Origin of the sequence: Pseudomonas orientalis, from assembly GCF_002934065.1 — a bacterium.
Taxonomy (GTDB): Bacteria; Pseudomonadota; Gammaproteobacteria; order Pseudomonadales; family Pseudomonadaceae; genus Aquipseudomonas; species Aquipseudomonas orientalis_A.
Map to the genome: position 1 here is coordinate 2,056,765 of NZ_CP018049.1, position 16,510 is coordinate 2,073,274.

Consider the following 16,510-nt stretch of genomic DNA (forward strand, 5'->3'; position numbering starts at 1 on the left):
TCCTCACTGCGCGAATACGACTCCGGCGCGAATGATAGTAATTGTTATTCATGTTCCGCAACAGATTTGTGAGATGACAGTTAACCTGCCGCCTTGACCGGATGCCGAGTAGAATCACGCCCTGAAAGCAATTGCCGAGGTGCGGTACGGTGGATTTACAGCAGGGTTTTGTCCTGACCCGGCATTGGCGCGACACTCCGGCGGGTACGCAGGTCAGCTTCTGGCTGGCGACCGACCAAGGGCCTCGGTGCATTCGCCTACCCGTGCAGACCTCGGTGATGTTCATCCCCGAGATCCATCGCAAGCCGCTGGGCTGGCTGCTCAAGGACGAGCGCGACATCGAGTTGCGCGCGTTGCAGTTGTGCGATTTCCATCATCGACCGGTCCTGGGTCTCTACGCCCGGCAGCACCGCCAGATGATGGACATCGAAAAGCGCCTGCGCAGCGCCGGGGTCGACGTCTATGAAGGCGACGTGCGGCCGCCCGAGCGCTACATGATGGAACGCTTTATCACCGCCCCGGTGTGGTTCGGCGGCACTGCGGATGCGGACGGCACCCTGCTCGACGCGCAGATGAAGCCCGCTCCCGACTACCGTCCGCCGTTGAAGCTGGTGTCCCTGGACATCGAAACCACCGCCCAGGGCGATCTCTATTCCATCGCCCTCGAAGGCTGCGGCGAGCGCCAGGTGTACATGCTCGGGCCGCCCAACAAACACGACGCGGTGGATTTCAAGCTCGACTATTGCGACACCCGCGCCCAACTGCTTGAACGTCTCAACCAATGGCTGGCCACCCATGATCCGGATGCGATCATCGGCTGGAACGTGGTGCAATTCGACCTGCGCGTACTGCACGAACATGCCCAGCGCCTGAACGTGCCGCTGCTGCTCGGGCGCGGCGGTGAAGCCATGACCTGGCGCGAACACGGCAGCCGCAATCACTACTTCGCCGCGGCCGCAGGCAGGCTGATCATCGACGGCATCGAAGCCCTGCGCTCGGCCACCTGGAGCTTCGAGTCGTTCAGCCTGGAGAACGTCGCGCAAACCCTGCTGGGCGAAGGCAAGGACATCTCCACGCCTTACCAGCGCATGGACGAAATCAACCGCATGTTCGCCGAGGACAAGCCTGCCCTGGCGCGCTACAACCTCAAGGACTGCGAGTTGGTCACGCGGATTTTCGAGAAGACCGGCCTGCTCGAGTTCCTGCTCGAACGCGCCAGCGTCACCGGCCTGCCTGCCGACCGCAATGGCGGTTCCGTCGCGGCGTTTACCCACCTCTACATGCCGTTGATGCACCGCCAGGGTTTCGTTGCGCCGAACCTCGGCGACAAGCCGCCCCAGGCCAGCCCCGGCGGCTTTGTCATGGATTCACGCCCGGGCCTCTACGAGTCGGTGCTGGTGCTGGACTACAAAAGCCTCTACCCGTCGATCATCCGCAGTTTTCTGATCGACCCGGTGGGCTTGATCGAAGGCCTCAGGCATCCCGACGACAGCGACTCGGTGGAAGGCTTTCGCGGTGCGCGTTTTTCCCGCACCCGGCATTGCCTGCCGGCCATCGTCACGCGGGTTTCCGAAGGCCGCGAAGTGGCCAAGCGCGAACACAATGCACCGTTGTCCCAGGCCCTGAAGATCATCATGAATGCCTTCTACGGGGTGCTCGGTTCCAGCGGCTGCCGGTTCTTCGATACGCGGCTGGCGTCGTCGATCACCATGCGCGGGCACCAGATCATGCGCCAGACCCGTGAGCTGGTTGAGGCCCAGGGCTATGAGGTGATCTACGGCGATACCGATTCCACCTTCGTCTGGCTTGGCAGCGCCCATTCCAACGAGGACGCCGGTCGTATCGGCCAGGCGCTGGTGCAGCACGTCAACGACTGGTGGCGCAGCCATCTGCACACCGAGTACGGCCTGCAAAGCGCCCTGGAGCTGCAATACGAAACCCATTTCAGCCGCTTCCTGATGCCGACCATTCGCGGCGCGGAGGAGGGCAGCAAGAAGCGCTACGCCGGCCTGGTGGTGCGCGGCGATGGCAGCGAAGAGATGGTCTACAAAGGGCTGGAAACCGTGCGCAGTGACTGGTCGCCCCTGGCGCGGCAATTCCAGCAGGAGCTCTACCGGCGCATCTTCCATCGCCAGCCCCATCAGGAGTATGTCCGCGATTATGTGCGTCGCACCTTGAGCGGCGAGCTCGACGACCTGCTGATCTACCGCAAGCGCCTGCGCCGGGCGCTGCATGACTACGAACGCAACGTCCCGCCCCACGTGCGCGCCGCCCGCCTGGCCGATGAATACAACGACCGCCTCGGGCGCCCGCGCCAGTACCAGCGCGGCGGCTGGATCAGCTATGTGATCAGCGTCAACGGCCCCGAGCCTTTGGAAGTGCGGCAAGCGCCGATCGACTACGATCATTACGTGACCCGGCAATTGCAGCCCGTGGCGGACGCGATCCTGCCGTTCGTGAACGATGATTTTGGCACTTTGGTGGGTGGTCAGATGGGCCTGTTCTAGGCGGATCGCCGCAACACCCGTTACTCAGGAGAAACGTCCATGTACACGCTTTATGGCACCGACGAGTCCGGTTCCTGCATGATCGAAATCGCCCTGCAACGCTGCGCCGTGCCGTGGCATCGCGTGGAGGCCAGTTCGTGGCAGGACAGCGAGGGCAGCGAAGCCCTTGCGCGCATCAATCCCCTGAAACAGATTCCCACCCTGGTCACCCCCGATGGCCAAGTGCTGACCGAAAGCGCCGCCATCCTGATCCACCTGGGCCTTGAGTATCCCCAGGCCGACCTGCTGGCCGGCAACCGCGCGCAGATTCTGCGCGGCCTGCTGTACATCGCCGCCAATTGCTATTCGGCCATCGGCATCATCGACTACCCGCAACGCTGGCTGGGCAACGTGGATCAGGCCCTGCAAGCGCAACTGATCACCGGCACGCGGCGCTATCTGCATCAGGCCTGGGTGGTGTTCGCCGATCAATTTGCCGACCAGTTGTTTGCCCCCGGCAACGTCCCCAACGCATTGGGCATCATGGCGGCGGCGGTGTCGCGCTGGGACGAGGCGCGTGAAGCGCTGCACAATCTGGCCCCAGGCTTTGCTCATACTCTGGAACGGGTGGACGCCGACCCGCTTGTGGCGCCCGTATTCGCCCGGCATTGGCCGGATTGGAAGGTCTCGTAATCAGAGGAAACAATCACCTCGCCGCCCTGCAAACCCTTGCGTAGCGTACGCCCTGACCTGCGCTTCTCAACGTGGCGTAGGAATCATCCTTGAATTTGACTGTCGCAGACATGAAACTCAAGAACCCTGCATGGAATTCAAAGGAGGTGCGCATGCTCATCCGGTCGCTGACCCTGGCTACCTTGATGGCTTTTACGGGGCCGTTGTTGGCTGCCGATGATAATCCGCTCAAGCTGGAGCTGGGCAAAACCCGCCCTCTGGTCGTGGTGGAACTCGATGCCGGTAACCCGACGTTGGCCACGCTCAAGAAACAACTGGAAGAGCCTGCCACCAAGCAGTCCTTCGAAGAACGCAGCATGGTGCTCTACACCGTGAAGTTCGGCAGCATCGGCGCCGAAGGCGAGAAGTTCGCCAAGGACCCCAAGGACAGCAAAAAGCTCACACCGCCTGAGACCAACGCGCTGATCCGCGCCCTCAAGCTGGGTGTCGGCAGCGGCACCAAGGTGATCCTGGTGGGCAAGGACGGTGACAAGAAGCTCGAGAAGAACGTGCCGCCGGATACGCTCGATCTGAAAGAGTTTTTCAGTACCATCGACCAGATGCCGATGGCCGAAAAAGAAGCGGCTGCCGCACCGGAACCTGCACCGGTCGAACCCGCGCCAGCGAAGGGCGCGAAACCGGCCAAGCCGGGTAGCAAGCCCGCGCCGCAACAGCTGGACGACTGAGCATACCGATCAAAATGTGGGAGGGGGCTCGCCCCCGATAACGGTGGAGCAGTTGAGATATCAGTGCCTGACCCACCGCTATCGGGGGCAAGCCCCCTCCCACAGGGGATATGCGTTAATACCCCATCACATCAGCGATGCAGCCTGCTCAAGGTTTAGCTGCTTTACGCAGCGGAAACGGAAAGTAGAAAAACCGCAGGAATGCCACGCGCTTGATCACTTCCCCGATCAGCAACGACACCACCACCGCCACCACAAAGCCCACACACGCCGCCAGGAACGGATGCAGGCCCAGACGCTCCATCAGGTCGAAGGTCTTGTGCTGGATCTCGCCGTGGAAGATCAGCACGATCAAGGTGGATTGGCCGATGTAGGTCATCATCCGGGTCAGCAGGCTCGACACCATCAACACCCGCGCCAGCGCCCAGCACAGGTACACGCCGATCACCGCCAGCAGGCTGGTCCACAACCAGTGGTCATAGCGACGCTGCGCCAGGTCCATGGTGTCGTGGCTGTAGAGGAACACCGCGGCGAACAGCGCCACCGCAATCAGCAGGGTCAACAGCGAACTCTCATGCCGACGCAGCCAATCGCGCAGCAGGTAGCCGTAGATGAAGTAGGTGCTGCTGATCAGTGTGACGTCGAGGCTGAAGGGCAGGCCGGGCATTGTCCAGGTCTGCTCGCCGACGCTGACCGGCACTTGCCAGAACCACGGCAGCGTCCAGACCCCGAGCAACAGTTGCGCGCCGGCCAGCAGGCAAGCGCCCAGCAACGGCAGCTTCAGGCGCTGGATCAGCCGCAGCATCAGCCAACTGAACAGGATCGCCACCCAGAAGTGCGGCAAAAACCACAACGCCTGCCACGGGATGGTATCCACCGAGGCGTAAAACACGCCGCCGATGTCCGGCAGCAACGGCTGCCCGCGCAGCACAGCGCGCACGATCACATACGCCAACATGGTGAAGAAGAACGGCTTGAGCAAGCCATCGGCCTTGCGCACCGCCATCTCCACGAACGGCTGCTCGGGCTTGAAGAACACCCCGGACAAAAAGAAGAACAACGGCAGCACGAACGAGGCAATGATCGGGTAGAGCAAATCCACCGAGTTGGCGACAAACCAACTGTGGGCGTACACGATAACCAGGATACCGATGCCTTTGGCGATATCCATTTGAATCCAGCGATGTTTCATTTGAGTCTTCCCGAACGATCATTCACGCCTTGCGCCACGGCTTCAGCCACAGCCCCATACCCAGCAACACCACCGCGCCTGCCAGAGTGCTCAAGCCCAGTTGCAGCCACACGCCTTCGATTCGAAACAACAGCAGCGCCGCCAGCCCCATCAGCACGGCGCTGATCAGCCAATGCCGGGCCCACGGCAGAGCGCCTAGCAACGCCTGGCGCTGCATCAGCAGCAGCGCGGTGCAGAGCACGCCGGCCAGCGCCGCCAGGGGGATGCCGGGCAAGCCAAACGCAAACGGCAGCACGCTCAGCAGCAGCACGTTGACCAGGCTGCCGAGCAGCTCGCAGCGCAGCGGCTGGCGCGTATCGCCGGCGGCGTAGGCGTAACGCGCGAGCAGGGCGTTCCAGGCGCCGAATACCAGCGGCACGGCAAACCACGCCAGCAACAGCGGCAGCGGCGAGTCCGCCGACTGGCTGGGCAGCAGCAGCGCCACCAGGCTCGGCGCCGCCGCCACCAGGCCGACGCCGGCCGGCAAGGTCAGCACGCTGGCGGTTTCCAGGCCACGCTTGAGCAGGGCCAGGCGTTCATCGCCCTGACGCCGGCTCATCATGCCCAGCAGCACTTGATTGAGGCTCATCAGCGCAATCAGCGGCAGGTTCATCAGCTTGCGTGCCAGGTTGACCCAGGTCACCGCGCCTTCCCCCAGCAGCGATGCCACCAGACGCTCGATCAACGCCAGGCCCTGACTGGCACCGTTGCTCAGCAACAGGGGGCCGATGCGTTGGCCCAGCTCGCGTAAGGGCGCGAGCGACAGCTGCATGCGCCAGGGTCGCCAGCCCTGGTGCCAGATCGACGGCAGCAACGCCAATGGCATCAACGCGCTGCCGACCAGGCACGCCAGCGCGAGGCTGTGGGGCTGGCTGGCGGTGCCTGCCAACGCGAGGTACGTCACCGGCGGCAGGTTGAACAGCAGCGAGCCCAACCCCGCCAGCACAAACCGCTCGCTGGCCTGCAACGGCACGCTGAACAGTGCATGCAGCATCAGGCCCGGTACACACCACGCCACGATCTGCAGGTTGCTGGCGGCCAGGTTCGTGGCGCCGGCGGCTAGCCCGGGGCCGAGCACCTGCACCAGCCAGGGCGCCAACAGCATCAGCAACAGGCTGGTGAGCAGGGCGATCAGCATCAATGCCGGGAACAGCACCGCCAGCCAGTCCAGGCGTTCGCTATCCCGGCGTTGCAGATACAGCGGCAACGCGGCGGCACTCAACACGCCACCGGCCAGCGACATGCGCAGCGCCTCGGGCAGGAACAAGGCGATCAGAAACGCATCACTGCGCTCGCCCGCGCCCCAGGCCGCCACCAGCAACCACTCGCGCGCAAAACCCAGGCACAGACCCAACAGAGTCGCCACGGTCAGCCATACGGCGGAGCCGAGCATCAGGGCCGCGCGCCATCAAGCATCGGCTTTTGATACAGCACCGCCTTGACCTGGGGCAGGCGCGCCGGGAACAAGCGGCGCGCCTCCAGCACGTTAATCCCCACCATCAGCCAGAACAGCGCCACCATCACCACGGCAAAGCTGAAGTAGTGGTCAAACAAACCGCTGACCAGCGCCGACAGAATCCCAGCCGTGCTGCCCAGCCACAGCGCATTGTCCTTGGTCAGGCGGATCGGGCCTTTTTCCGGCCGGGCCTCACGCCACCAGCGCACGGTGACCGCGATAAACAACAGCATGCCGATCACGCCGGTCTTGTAGATGAAGTTCAGCCACAGGTTGGAGATGCCCAGCAAGTGCGTGTCCGGTACCGGCGGGTCGACCTTGAAACCGATGCCGAACGGGTACGCTGCCACGGCCTGCGGGAACATGCGGTACTCGTCGAAACGCACTTCGGTACTGGCGTTGCTCGACGAAAAAATCGTCGCCAGGCGCTCCTGCAACGGCGGATACGCCATGACCAGCGCCACGGTCAGTGCCGCGCCGATCATCAGCAAGCGTCCGGTGTAGGGCACGCGCCGGCCGGCCAGCCATATCAGCACCAGCGCCAGGCTGACCATCGCCCCCCGGCTGCTGGCCAGCAGCAGCGCCGCCGCCCCCAGGCACGCCACGCCCAGGCCCAGCGCGCGTTTCCAACCCTGTTCGGTCATGCCGTAGCAGAAGGCCAGGGGCAGCAGCAGCGCCATGATCCCGCCGATGGCATTCGGGTGCATCCACGGCGAGCCCATGCGTGACGACATGGCTTCCAGGCCGAATTTCAACATGTCGAAGTTGCCGTAATTGAGCAGCGCCAGGATCGGCGCAATCCCCGCCCCGGAGCGCGTGCGCACGAACACCGCGATCGACATCACCAGCATCGCCAGGGTGCCCAGCAGCAGGGCGATCACCAGGCTTTCGCGGCGCTTGTAGTCGACCAGCAACTTGGCCGTGAGAAACACCCCCGACAAATTCAGCAACCAGCGCAGCCAGTTGGCCACTCCGCTGCTTTCGGCGTGGATGCTGACCTGGCCGACAATGAACGGGAACACACTGAACAGCATCAGCCACAACAGCGCCTGGTCGGTGGGGCGGCGGGCCAGGCGCGGCGCATCCGGCAGGCGTGACAGAAAGCTGTGCCACAGCACCGCGCCCCAGGTCAGCGCAAGAATCGCTTCGCACACCGTACTGCGGATGCCCAGGTTGAGCGTGGAGTAGGGCATGAAGGTCGCGACCAGGGCGAACAGCAACAAGCCCCAGAAGGGAAAGCGCAGGATGGTCACGGCCGCCGCCAGGCCAATCACGGCGAGAAACGCCTTGGCCGGTGACAGCGCCAGGGCGACCACGCCAAACAGCACGCCGAGGAGGATAGCGACGAGGCTTGCCAGGGAGAGTCTCATTTCAGTTCCTCGATCAGTTCGGCCAGGCGCTGACGATAGGCGTGTTGATTGAAACGTGCGGCCCATTGGCGATGGTCTTCGGGTGTGCCTTCATCGCCGCGCTCACCCAGGCTCAGCATCAGTTGCACCAGGGCAGGGCCGTCGGTGGGCGAAAAGCGCGGTGCCGCCGGCGGGGTGATTTCGTCCAGCGAGGTGCCGCTGGCCACGGCCACGGGGGTGCCGACGCTCAGCGCTTCAATCACCGGCAAACCGAAACCCTCGGCGTAGGACGGTTGCCACACACGTGACGCCTGGCGGTACAGCCCGTGCAACTCGGCATCAGAGACGCCACTCAGCGCATGAATGCCCGCCAGCGTGCGCTGGGCGTCGGGCAAATGCTCCAGGCTGCCCACCAGCACCAATTCCGGCACGTTGACGGACAGGCGCCGCGCCTGTTGCCAGGCATCCACCAGGAACGGCACGTTCTTGCGCAATTCACGGGTGCCCACCAGCAGCCAGAAGCCCTTGGGCAATGGGCGCGCCGACAGGTCCGCCGCCGGTTCGTGGAAACCGTTCACCTGATTGGGCAGCACGCGAATCTTGCCCGCCGCCTGGGGAAACAACCGCGCAGTTTCGTCGGCGCTGTACTGGGAGGGTGTCCACACCCGGTCGGCGCTGCGTACCGCATAGGCAATCGACAGGCGATCGGTGGTCTTGTACACCAATGCCTTCAGGCGATTGGCGTGGTAGTTGTCCAGGGTGATCTGGAACAGGTCGTGCAGCAGCACCACGGTTCGCAATCCCTTGGGCCTGGGCGGCAACGGCAGGCCCATATTGAAGGTGCTGATGTACAGGTCGATGTGCTGTTCGCGCAGGGCGCGGGGTAAAAAACCGGCTTCGAAGCGCAGGCGATTGTGCGGCTGGTGCATCGCCGTTTTCGCGCAGCCCCAGGCCGGGCAGTGCGCCTGCAACCGCGTTTCATCGCCCAGGGGCGCCACCGTAAAGCGCTCGAGTTCCAGGTCCGGCACGCTGCGCAGGGCGCTTTCCAGCGCATACACCTGGCGGCTGATGCCCGATTGCGGGGAGGTGCCGACGGTGCGGTAATCCAGGCCTACACGCATGCGGGCTCCTTTTGATTGAGCGGCGACAGGGTGGCGTACACCTGCTCCAGTTGGCTGGCGGCAACGCTCCAGTCATGGGCCCGTCGCACATAGGCGCGGCCGGCTTCACCCATGGGCGCGGCGGTTTCGGGCGACTGCAGCAGGCGCACCACGGCGTCCGCCAGGCCGGCGACGGTTTGCCCGCCGAGGTAATCCAGGCCGTCCACCAGGTCCAGGCCCGACACCCCCTGTTCGGTGCTGGCCAGGGGCAGGCCGGCGGCCAGCGCTTCGAGAACCTTGAGCTTGGAACCACCGCCATGGCGCAACGGCGCGAGAAACACCGAACAGGTCGATTGCAGGCTCAACAGGTCTGGCACAAAGCCTTGCCATTCGATGCGCGGGTCCTGCCAGCGTTCGCGCCAACTGGCGGGCATGCCGAAGCCGCACACGCTCATGCGCGCGTCAGGGCAGTGTTCCCAGACTTTGGGCAGGATTTCATCCAGCGCCCATTCGATGGCATCCACATTGGGCGCGTACTCATAGTTGCCCAGGAACAGCACGCGGCGGGTCGACGGGTCAGGACGGGCAGCGGCGAAGTGATCGCAATCCACGCCATTGACCACCACCGGCACCGGTTTGCCGGCGATTTTTTCCAGCACCTGCGCATCGCTGTCGGTGACCGCTACCACCTGGGTGGCCTGGCGCATCACGCGACGCTCCCAGCGCGTGTAGCGCCATTGGTCATAGCGAATAAATGGCAGCGCCCAACGTGGCAGGCGGTCGTAGGTGGCCGCGCCAAGGGCCGACTCGACGTTGTGTTCGGTCAGCACGAAGGGTTGGGATTTACGCACCAGCGCATCTTCGTAAGGTTGGAAAGTATAAGTGTGCTCGACCTGCACCACGTCCCAATGTTCGTTGAGCAGTTGGTTGAACCGGTCCTGCAACGCTCCCGACAGGCCGTTGACGCTGGCCAGCAACGGGTAAGGCGCAAACAGCCCGGCCGCCAGGGTTTTCACGCTGCGCAGCGGGCGGCGCGGCAGGATGATCAATTGCTCGAGAAACGCCTCCAGCACCTGGCGATCGGTCAGCGACACCGGCTGCTTGTCGTGCAGCAGCAAGGTGATCCGGTGCCCACGCGCGGCCAGGCTGCGCAGCAAGTGGAACTGGCGCGTCTTGCCGCCGCTGGTGGCGGGCCAGGGCGAGTAGGGCAGGATCCATAAAATGCGCATGGCGGGCTTCAATCCCATAACAGAATTTGCAGGTTCGACTTGACCGGGACAGTCAACCCGTCAGTGCCGCTCACCGGTGTCTGGGTGCCGCGCAACGGGTCATACAGCGTCGCGCTGGCGAGGTTCGGCAAATGCGCGTTGCCGCCACCGGCCGACCAGAAAAACCACAGCTTGCGCCCATCGGCGCGGGTCCAGCCGACGCTGAACAGGCCGTCGGGCAATTGGTCGGCGGTGGGCGGGTCACCGGGGGTCAGCTGCGGGCCACTGATGTCGAGGAAATTTTTCAACGCGGTGTAGACCGGCTTGGGCTTGGCGTCGATATCGAGCAAGCCGTAGGCGCGGTCGCGCACGCTGGCGCGCTGATCCAGGTCGTTCAGGGTAAACAGGAAAATCTTGTCGAAATCCAGCGCGCTCATCAGCGCCAGGCGGCGTATCACGTAATCGGCCTGGCCCTGTTGGCTGATGATGTCCTGGGCTTCCTTGGGCCCGAGGTAGTTCGACCAGCCCCACTCGGTGCTCCACAGGGTTTTCACGCCGCTGTCCCTCAGCTTCTGGTTGAGCGCACTGGTCTTGGCCACGAAGTCGAGGTTGGCCGGGTCGTTGCCCTCGGGCAGTTGTGTGTAAGGGTGGTAGGACATGACGGTGTTCAGGCTCGGCACGCCGAGGGCATCAAGGGCGTCGAGCATGGTCTGGCCGTTGGGCATTTCGCTGAAAAACGCCATGCCGGCGGCCACTACCGGTTTGTTCGGGGCGACGGCGCGCAGTGCGGCGGCGGTGGTGCGCAGCAGCTCGGCATAACCGTCCGGGTCCGCCGCCGGGCGCCAGAAGCCCAGCAGGTTCGGCTCGTTCCACACCTGCCAGGCGTCGACGCTGGGGTAGCGCTGGGCCAACAGCGCCATGCGCAGCGCAAACACATTAGGATCTCGCGGCGGATACTGGTCCTGATACGGCGCACCCGCCGGCGCGGAGGTGATAAACGGCGCCGAGCCGACCAGGTAAAACACCGACTTGAGCTGGTTGTCTTTAAGCTTGGTCACCAACTGGTCCAGGGTCGCCACCTGGTATTGGTCGGCGACGGGCTCCAGCTGGTCCCAATGCAGGTCCAGACGCACCCATTCCAGGCCCAGGTCCTTGAGGCGGTCGATCTGCAACTGGTAGCGCTCGGGGCTGAACCACAGGAACTGCGCGTTCACGCCGAGGAAGTCCTTCCACACCACCACCTTGTTGCCCTTGAGCACGTGGTTCTCGGCATCGGCCGGGCGCCCCCAGATAAAGGCGGTCAGACCCAGGACGGCGACCAGCGCAAGGGTGGCGAAATACGTCCGTTTACGCGCCATACGGGGCTCCCGCAATTGCCTGTTCGAAGAGTTGCTTGAAGTGCTGCGCCGTCAGCGGCCACAAGCGTTCGCGGCCAATGGCCCCGGCGCGTTCGGCCCAGTCCCGGGCCAGGGTCGGTGTACGGGCCAGGCGCAACAACTGCTCGCCCAGCGCCGCCACATCGCCTTCGGGATAGATCGCGCCGTTACCGCTGGCGACTTCCTCGGCAAACGCCCGCGCATCGGAGGTAATCGCTCCACGCCCGCACGCGGCGGCCCAGGACAGCGCGCCACTGGTGCCGCGCTGGCGGCCGAGCAGGCCGAGTTTTTTCGATTCGCGGTACGGCAGCACCATCACATGGTGGGCCTGGATCGTCTGGGCAATCTCGTCAGCCGGCAGGTTCAGCCGCCAATCGATGACGCCTGCCAGGCCGAGGTCGGCGATCTGGCGGTTCAACTGCTCCAGGTAATTACCGCCCGCGCCAAACGCCATTTCGGCGGCCGTGCCACCGGCCAGGGTCAGGCGCACACGGTCACGCAATTGTGGGGCTTGCTTGAAGACGGCGGCCAGGGCCTGCAACAGGTCTTCAATGCCTTTGCCACGGTAGATAAAACCGAAATACAGCAGGTGCAGCGTGTCCAGCGGCGGCAAGGCCACGGCTGCAATCGCCAGGTTGGCGTGATGGATGACCGCCACCTTACCGGCCGGCAGTTGCATACGCTGGCTGAGGCAATCGGCGCCCAGGCGGGTGAGGGTGATCAGCCGCGTCAGGCCCCGCGCGATCTGGCGTTCTTCACGCAGGGTCAGCGGGTCTGCCAGCACCACTGCCGCCTGCGGCATCGGGCTGGGCAGGCGTTCCAGCAGGTTGAGCGGGAAGGGCAGGTGCTCGCGCCGCCACACGATGCGCTCGGGGTCATGCACGGTGGCCGTCAGCGGCAGGTCCGGGTAGGCCTTGCGCAACTCGCGCAAGGCCAGGAACTCCCCCAGGCGCCCGCCGCCCAGCTCGGCGTGGACAAGGTCTACGCTGCTCCAGTCGAACGCGGCAACGGCCTGCCTGATCGTCGCGCTCGAGCCTTCCACGCCACTCAACGGTGTCAGCACCGTCACGCCCAGTTGCTCCAATGCCGTCTTGAAATGGTTCGCATAGTCGGCGATCCCGTTTTTTTCCGGCGGCAAGGGTGCAAGCAGGGCGATGCGCATCAGAACGCCCCCCGGTATTTGCCGATGGTGCGCAGCACCTTGGCCGGCACTTCGAACTTGCGCCGGTTGATGATGATGCCATCGACTTTGCCGAACGCCGTATTGAGGATCGACAGCGCGTGCTCCACCACCGGCACCGTGCTCTTGCGGGCTTCGACCACCAGCGCGATCAGGTCGGCGCGGCGCAGGTTGACGAAGGCATCGCGGTTGTCCAGCAGCGCTGAGGCGTCCAGCAGCACCACTTCACCTGGCGCCGCCGGATCAACCCCGCCGACGCGCACGGTGATACCGTTTTCCTGGAGCAATTGGCGCAGTTGCTCCACCACGAAGGTCACCCCTTCACCGTGGCGCGCCGAGGTCAGCCCGAGGGTCAGGCCGCGTTCGGCCACGCGGTCCAGCTGCAGCAGGCCGTACAGCCGGTAAATGCTTGCATTGAACGCATTGGTGCCTTGCGCGGTGCTGGTGTCCAGCTCCGGCAACGTGGTCCACAGCGGCAGGCCGAACTTGCGTTCCACCAGGCCGCCATCGTGAATGCGCTGGTCGAGCAGGTAGCACAGGTAGACCACCAGCAGGCCGACGACGATGGCGAACGGGATCGCCAGCAACAGCATCAGCAGGGTTTTGGGGAAGATGCGGCCCGGGTTCAGGGTGGCTTCCTCGATCACCGCGATGTTGCTGATCTGGCTGTTATCCAACTCACGGTCGATGCGCGATTTCTCCAGGTTGTCCACGTACAGCGCGTAGTTGCGCTCGGTGGCGCCCAGCTCACGGGACAGGCGCGCCAGTTCCGGTTCAATCTCCAGCGCTTCCTTGCGTTGCGCCTCGAGGTTGACCAGTTGCTTCTGCTGTTGCACCAGCTGGGTACGCAGCGCCAGGTTGTTGCTGGACTCGTCGAGCAGCACACGCTGCAAGTGGATTTCCAGGGTGTTCGGTGCGCGGTTTTCCGAGCTTTGCACGGTGTTGCTTTCACTCGCGACCTGGACCCGCATCGCCTGAATCGACGCATCCAGGGCTTTGACCGGCGGCGCGTTATCGGTGTAGGTGCGCATCATGTCGGCTTTTTCCAGCAGCTTCTGGTTGAGCAGACGACGTAAATCCTGCTGCTGCGGGTTCAGCGCAATCTGGCGAACCGTGGTCACTTCCTTGGGTTGGGTCTTGAGCTGGGTGCGCGTGCTCGCAATGGCGCTGTCGGACGAAGCGATCAAGCGCGTGGTGTTGAAGGTTTCACCGCGCAGCACGTTGATGCGCTCGGACAAATCCTCCAGGCGATCGGTGATGCTCGCCGCGCCGATGCGGTTCAATTGGGCAAGGATCTGCTCCTTGTAGCTCTTGATCTCGGTGGCGCTGTTGGACACCTGGCCTTCATAGAAGACGTACAGGCTCTTGCGCCCCAGGGCCTGGGTGCGTTCGTTGATGTAGATCTCGACCCAACTCTTGACCACCGCCTGGGCGATTTGCGGGTCGCTCCACTTGAAGCTGATGTCCATCACCGTGGAGCCGGCCGCGTGGCTGACTTCGAAGTTCTTCTCCAGGCCTGCGGCGAGGCGCTCCACCGGCGTGGTCCGTTCAATCACGCCCACGGTTTCCAACACCACGCGCACCCCATCGAACACTGCGCCGATGCCGTTTTTGACGTAGTACTTGGTGCGTTGCCAGACGCCTTCGGGCGGCGGCATTTTGTCGATGACTTCCAGGTAATGCTCGGCCACCGCGCGTACGATCGGGCGCCCGGTGAGCAGGCGTTCCTCATCGACGATCGGGTCGCGCTGAGTGCTGGGCATCACCAGCGCCTGGCGATTGCTGATCTCGATCGGCAGCGTCGAATCACGCCCCGGCTTGACCAGCAGGCGCGCGGTGGATTCGAACTTGGCCGGCAGCAGGAACGCCCCCAGCAGAATGATCACCAGCGCCGCGATGGCCGCCAGCTTGAACTCATGCCGGAAGATGAAGAACAGGCGCAGAAGATCGCGAAAAGAACGGATCTCGATCATGGGATGTCGCTCCTTTAGTTACTGCCGCCGCTGGTTCGGGTGTAGTTGTAGCCAACCCCGATCGACTTGGTGAATGGGATCAGTTGGTTCAGGTAGGTATCCACGCCCTGGATGCGCTCGCCCACATTGGATTTGGGCACGAACACCACGTCACCGCGTTGCAGGGGCACTTGTTTGCGTCCGTTGGGGCCGGTCTTGAGGTATTGGCTGAAGTCCAGGAAGTAGGCGCGATAGACGCCCTGGGTATCTTCGCGCAGCAGCGCGACCATGCTCGCATTGCCCGCCGGGTTCACCCCGCCCGCGCCGATAATGGCTTGCTCCAGGGTGTTGGCCACTGCGATCGACACCGAGGTCGGGTTGTTCACCGCGCCGCCGACAATGATCGAATTGGCCGGCGCCTGGTTGATGTTCACCGTCACCCGCGGCTCGCGATACACCGGCGTGAGCTTGTTGGTCAGCTCGTTCGCCACTTCCGTCGGCGTGCGTCGGGCCACCTGGATCGGGCCCAGGAACGGGTAGTTGATCTTGCCGTCGCTTTGCACCGTGTACAGCGTCAGCTCGTAGATCGTACTGACGTTGAACGCCGACAGCGTCGGCATTTCCCCGGCGTCGCGCACGATGCGCAACTGATCGCCGACGCGGATGCGTTCCACCGCCGGCGGCAGTTGGGCAAGCTGGTCGAGGGCGCGCTTGCCGTCCTCGACCGTCTTGTCGTCGGGCGCAACGATGCGCGCGGGCGTATTGCAGGCGGCCAGGGCCATCATGGCCAGGACGAGCAGGGTTCGTTTCATCAAATAGGACTTCCTGTAGGTCATGATGCTCACCTCCAATAACCGGGGAACATGCTGATGCGCCGCTTGAGGGCCAGAGGTAGCCGGCGCTCCTGCTGGCCCAGCCGATAGCCGAGCAATTTGAACGCGCTGCGCACCAGCACTTCTGGTACGCGGTGCCAGGCACCGGCTGCGCGCAATGCCGCGAGTTCAGCCAGTACATAGCGTTTACCTTCACCGCCGGCATCGCCAAAGGCCTGGCGTATCCACGGTTCGCGACCGTAGAACACGCCAATGTCGAAGTAGCGGTGAAACTCGTCCATGAGTCGGTAATCGTGGGAGTGGTACACCTGCGCGGAGGCCGCGTAGCGCACGGTGTAACCTTCGATCAGCAGGCGTGCCGCGACGTAGGCGTCTTCGCTGCCGATCACATCGGCGGGGAAGCCGCCCACGGCGTGCAGGGCGCTGCGCCGGTAGACGGAAAACGAATCGGAGCTGAAACAGGTCTTGATCCCCAGTTCCGGCGCATCGGCCAGGCGCTTGCTGCGGCTTTGGGCCGGGTAATTGAAGTGACGCGACTGCGCGCCCAGCACACCGGCATCCGGATGCGGCAACTGGCGCCCGTAGGCCACGCCGTTGAGCGGGTCCTGCTGCAATTCCGCGAGCAGGTTGGCGAAGGTTTCCGGGGTGGCGGGGATGGCGTCCTGGGTCATCACGATCAGGGCGTCACCGCTCACTTGCTCGCTGGCCCAGCGCCGCGTGCCGCCATGATTGAAGGTGCGCGCGTCGATCACCTCGACCCGCGCACCGTAGTCGCGAAAGCGCGCCACGGTGTCATCGCTGGAGGCGCTGTCGACCACCAGCATGTCGTCCGGCTGCAGGGTCTGCATCTTCAGCGCGGGTAGCAGCCGCGCCAGGTGGCTGGAGGCGTTACGTGCCGGGATGATCAACGAGGTGCGCATG

The 16,510-nt window shown here is 64.1% G+C and carries 13 protein-coding genes; 3 read left to right on the forward strand and 10 right to left on the reverse strand.

Annotated elements, in window-relative coordinates:
- Positions 1 to 149: 149 nt before the first annotated feature.
- The 3 genes from BOP93_RS09395 to BOP93_RS09405 all read left to right on the forward strand — a co-directional run bounded on the left by BOP93_RS09395 (position 150) and on the right by BOP93_RS09405 (position 3,904).
- Positions 150 to 2,507, forward strand: a complete 2,358-nt coding sequence (locus BOP93_RS09395) for a DNA polymerase II (protein WP_104502372.1) — start codon at positions 150 to 152, stop codon at positions 2,505 to 2,507.
- Positions 2,508 to 2,546: 39 nt separating this feature from the next.
- Complete coding sequence (locus tag BOP93_RS09400; protein WP_104502373.1) at positions 2,547 to 3,179, forward strand: glutathione S-transferase family protein; 633 nt, start codon at positions 2,547 to 2,549, stop codon at positions 3,177 to 3,179.
- 152 nt (positions 3,180 to 3,331) lie between these two features.
- Positions 3,332 to 3,904: a DUF4174 domain-containing protein gene (locus tag BOP93_RS09405; RefSeq protein WP_104502374.1), complete on the forward strand. Its 573-nt coding sequence runs from the start codon at positions 3,332 to 3,334 to the stop codon at positions 3,902 to 3,904.
- Positions 3,905 to 4,052: 148 nt separating this feature from the next.
- Here the strand turns inward: BOP93_RS09405 and BOP93_RS09410 are convergent, their stop codons facing one another.
- From BOP93_RS09410 to BOP93_RS09455, 10 genes are read right to left on the reverse strand one after another with little or no spacing between them, the layout of a single operon-like run.
- Positions 4,053 to 5,096, reverse strand: coding sequence for an acyltransferase family protein (locus BOP93_RS09410; RefSeq protein WP_104502375.1), 1,044 nt, complete (start codon positions 5,094 to 5,096; stop codon positions 4,053 to 4,055).
- Between the two features lie 22 nt (positions 5,097 to 5,118).
- Positions 5,119 to 6,528 (reverse strand): murein biosynthesis integral membrane protein MurJ, encoded by a 1,410-nt coding sequence (gene murJ, locus BOP93_RS09415; RefSeq protein ID WP_104502376.1) that lies wholly within the window; start codon positions 6,526 to 6,528, stop codon positions 5,119 to 5,121.
- Entirely contained in the window at positions 6,528 to 7,961 is a 1,434-nt protein-coding gene (locus BOP93_RS09420; protein ID WP_104502377.1) for an O-antigen ligase family protein, read from the reverse strand. The genes murJ and BOP93_RS09420 overlap by 1 nt, the downstream gene beginning before the upstream one ends.
- On the reverse strand, positions 7,958 to 9,061 hold the full coding sequence (locus tag BOP93_RS09425; protein WP_104502378.1) for a glycosyltransferase family 4 protein: 1,104 nt from the start codon (positions 9,059 to 9,061) through the stop codon (positions 7,958 to 7,960). Before BOP93_RS09425 ends, BOP93_RS09420 begins: the two co-directional genes overlap by 4 nt.
- Positions 9,052 to 10,269 (reverse strand): glycosyltransferase family 4 protein, encoded by a 1,218-nt coding sequence (locus BOP93_RS09430; protein ID WP_104502379.1) that lies wholly within the window; start codon positions 10,267 to 10,269, stop codon positions 9,052 to 9,054. The genes BOP93_RS09425 and BOP93_RS09430 overlap by 10 nt, the downstream gene beginning before the upstream one ends.
- 8 nt (positions 10,270 to 10,277) lie before the next feature.
- Positions 10,278 to 11,606 carry a cellulase family glycosylhydrolase gene (locus tag BOP93_RS09435; RefSeq protein WP_104502380.1) on the reverse strand — a complete coding sequence of 443 codons (1,329 nt, stop codon included), beginning with the start codon at positions 11,604 to 11,606 and terminating at the stop codon, positions 10,278 to 10,280.
- Entirely contained in the window at positions 11,596 to 12,786 is a 1,191-nt protein-coding gene (locus tag BOP93_RS09440; RefSeq protein ID WP_104502381.1) for a glycosyltransferase, read from the reverse strand. The genes BOP93_RS09435 and BOP93_RS09440 overlap by 11 nt, the downstream gene beginning before the upstream one ends.
- Positions 12,786 to 14,777: a GumC family protein gene (locus tag BOP93_RS09445; protein WP_104502382.1), complete on the reverse strand. Its 1,992-nt coding sequence runs from the start codon at positions 14,775 to 14,777 to the stop codon at positions 12,786 to 12,788. The genes BOP93_RS09440 and BOP93_RS09445 overlap by 1 nt, the downstream gene beginning before the upstream one ends.
- Before the next feature lie 14 nt (positions 14,778 to 14,791).
- Entirely contained in the window at positions 14,792 to 15,568 is a 777-nt protein-coding gene (locus BOP93_RS09450; RefSeq protein ID WP_104502383.1) for a polysaccharide biosynthesis/export family protein, read from the reverse strand.
- A gap of 29 nt (positions 15,569 to 15,597) precedes the next feature.
- Positions 15,598 to 16,509: a glycosyltransferase gene (locus BOP93_RS09455; RefSeq protein WP_104502384.1), complete on the reverse strand. Its 912-nt coding sequence runs from the start codon at positions 16,507 to 16,509 to the stop codon at positions 15,598 to 15,600.
- Position 16,510: the final 1 nt, after the last annotated feature.

Excerpts from the sequence above, each read along its gene's own strand:
- BOP93_RS09410 (WP_104502375.1), bottom strand. The coding sequence starts at position 5,096 with ATGAAACATCGCTGGATTCAAATGGATATCGCCAAAGGCATCGGTATC.
- BOP93_RS09405 (WP_104502374.1), top strand. The coding sequence starts at position 3,332 with ATGCTCATCCGGTCGCTGACCCTGGCTACCTTGATGGCTTTTACGGGG.
- murJ (WP_104502376.1), bottom strand. The coding sequence starts at position 6,528 with ATGCTCGGCTCCGCCGTATGGCTGACCGTGGCGACTCTGTTGGGTCTG.
- BOP93_RS09400 (WP_104502373.1), top strand. The coding sequence starts at position 2,547 with ATGTACACGCTTTATGGCACCGACGAGTCCGGTTCCTGCATGATCGAA.
- BOP93_RS09420 (WP_104502377.1), bottom strand. The coding sequence starts at position 7,961 with ATGAGACTCTCCCTGGCAAGCCTCGTCGCTATCCTCCTCGGCGTGCTG.
- BOP93_RS09430 (WP_104502379.1), bottom strand. The coding sequence starts at position 10,269 with ATGCGCATTTTATGGATCCTGCCCTACTCGCCCTGGCCCGCCACCAGC.
- BOP93_RS09425 (WP_104502378.1), bottom strand. The coding sequence starts at position 9,061 with ATGCGTGTAGGCCTGGATTACCGCACCGTCGGCACCTCCCCGCAATCG.
- BOP93_RS09435 (WP_104502380.1), bottom strand. The coding sequence starts at position 11,606 with ATGGCGCGTAAACGGACGTATTTCGCCACCCTTGCGCTGGTCGCCGTC.
- BOP93_RS09445 (WP_104502382.1), bottom strand. The coding sequence starts at position 14,777 with ATGATCGAGATCCGTTCTTTTCGCGATCTTCTGCGCCTGTTCTTCATC.
- BOP93_RS09450 (WP_104502383.1), bottom strand. The coding sequence starts at position 15,568 with ATGAAACGAACCCTGCTCGTCCTGGCCATGATGGCCCTGGCCGCCTGC.
- BOP93_RS09440 (WP_104502381.1), bottom strand. The coding sequence starts at position 12,786 with ATGCGCATCGCCCTGCTTGCACCCTTGCCGCCGGAAAAAAACGGGATC.
- BOP93_RS09455 (WP_104502384.1), bottom strand. The coding sequence starts at position 16,509 with ATGCGCACCTCGTTGATCATCCCGGCACGTAACGCCTCCAGCCACCTG.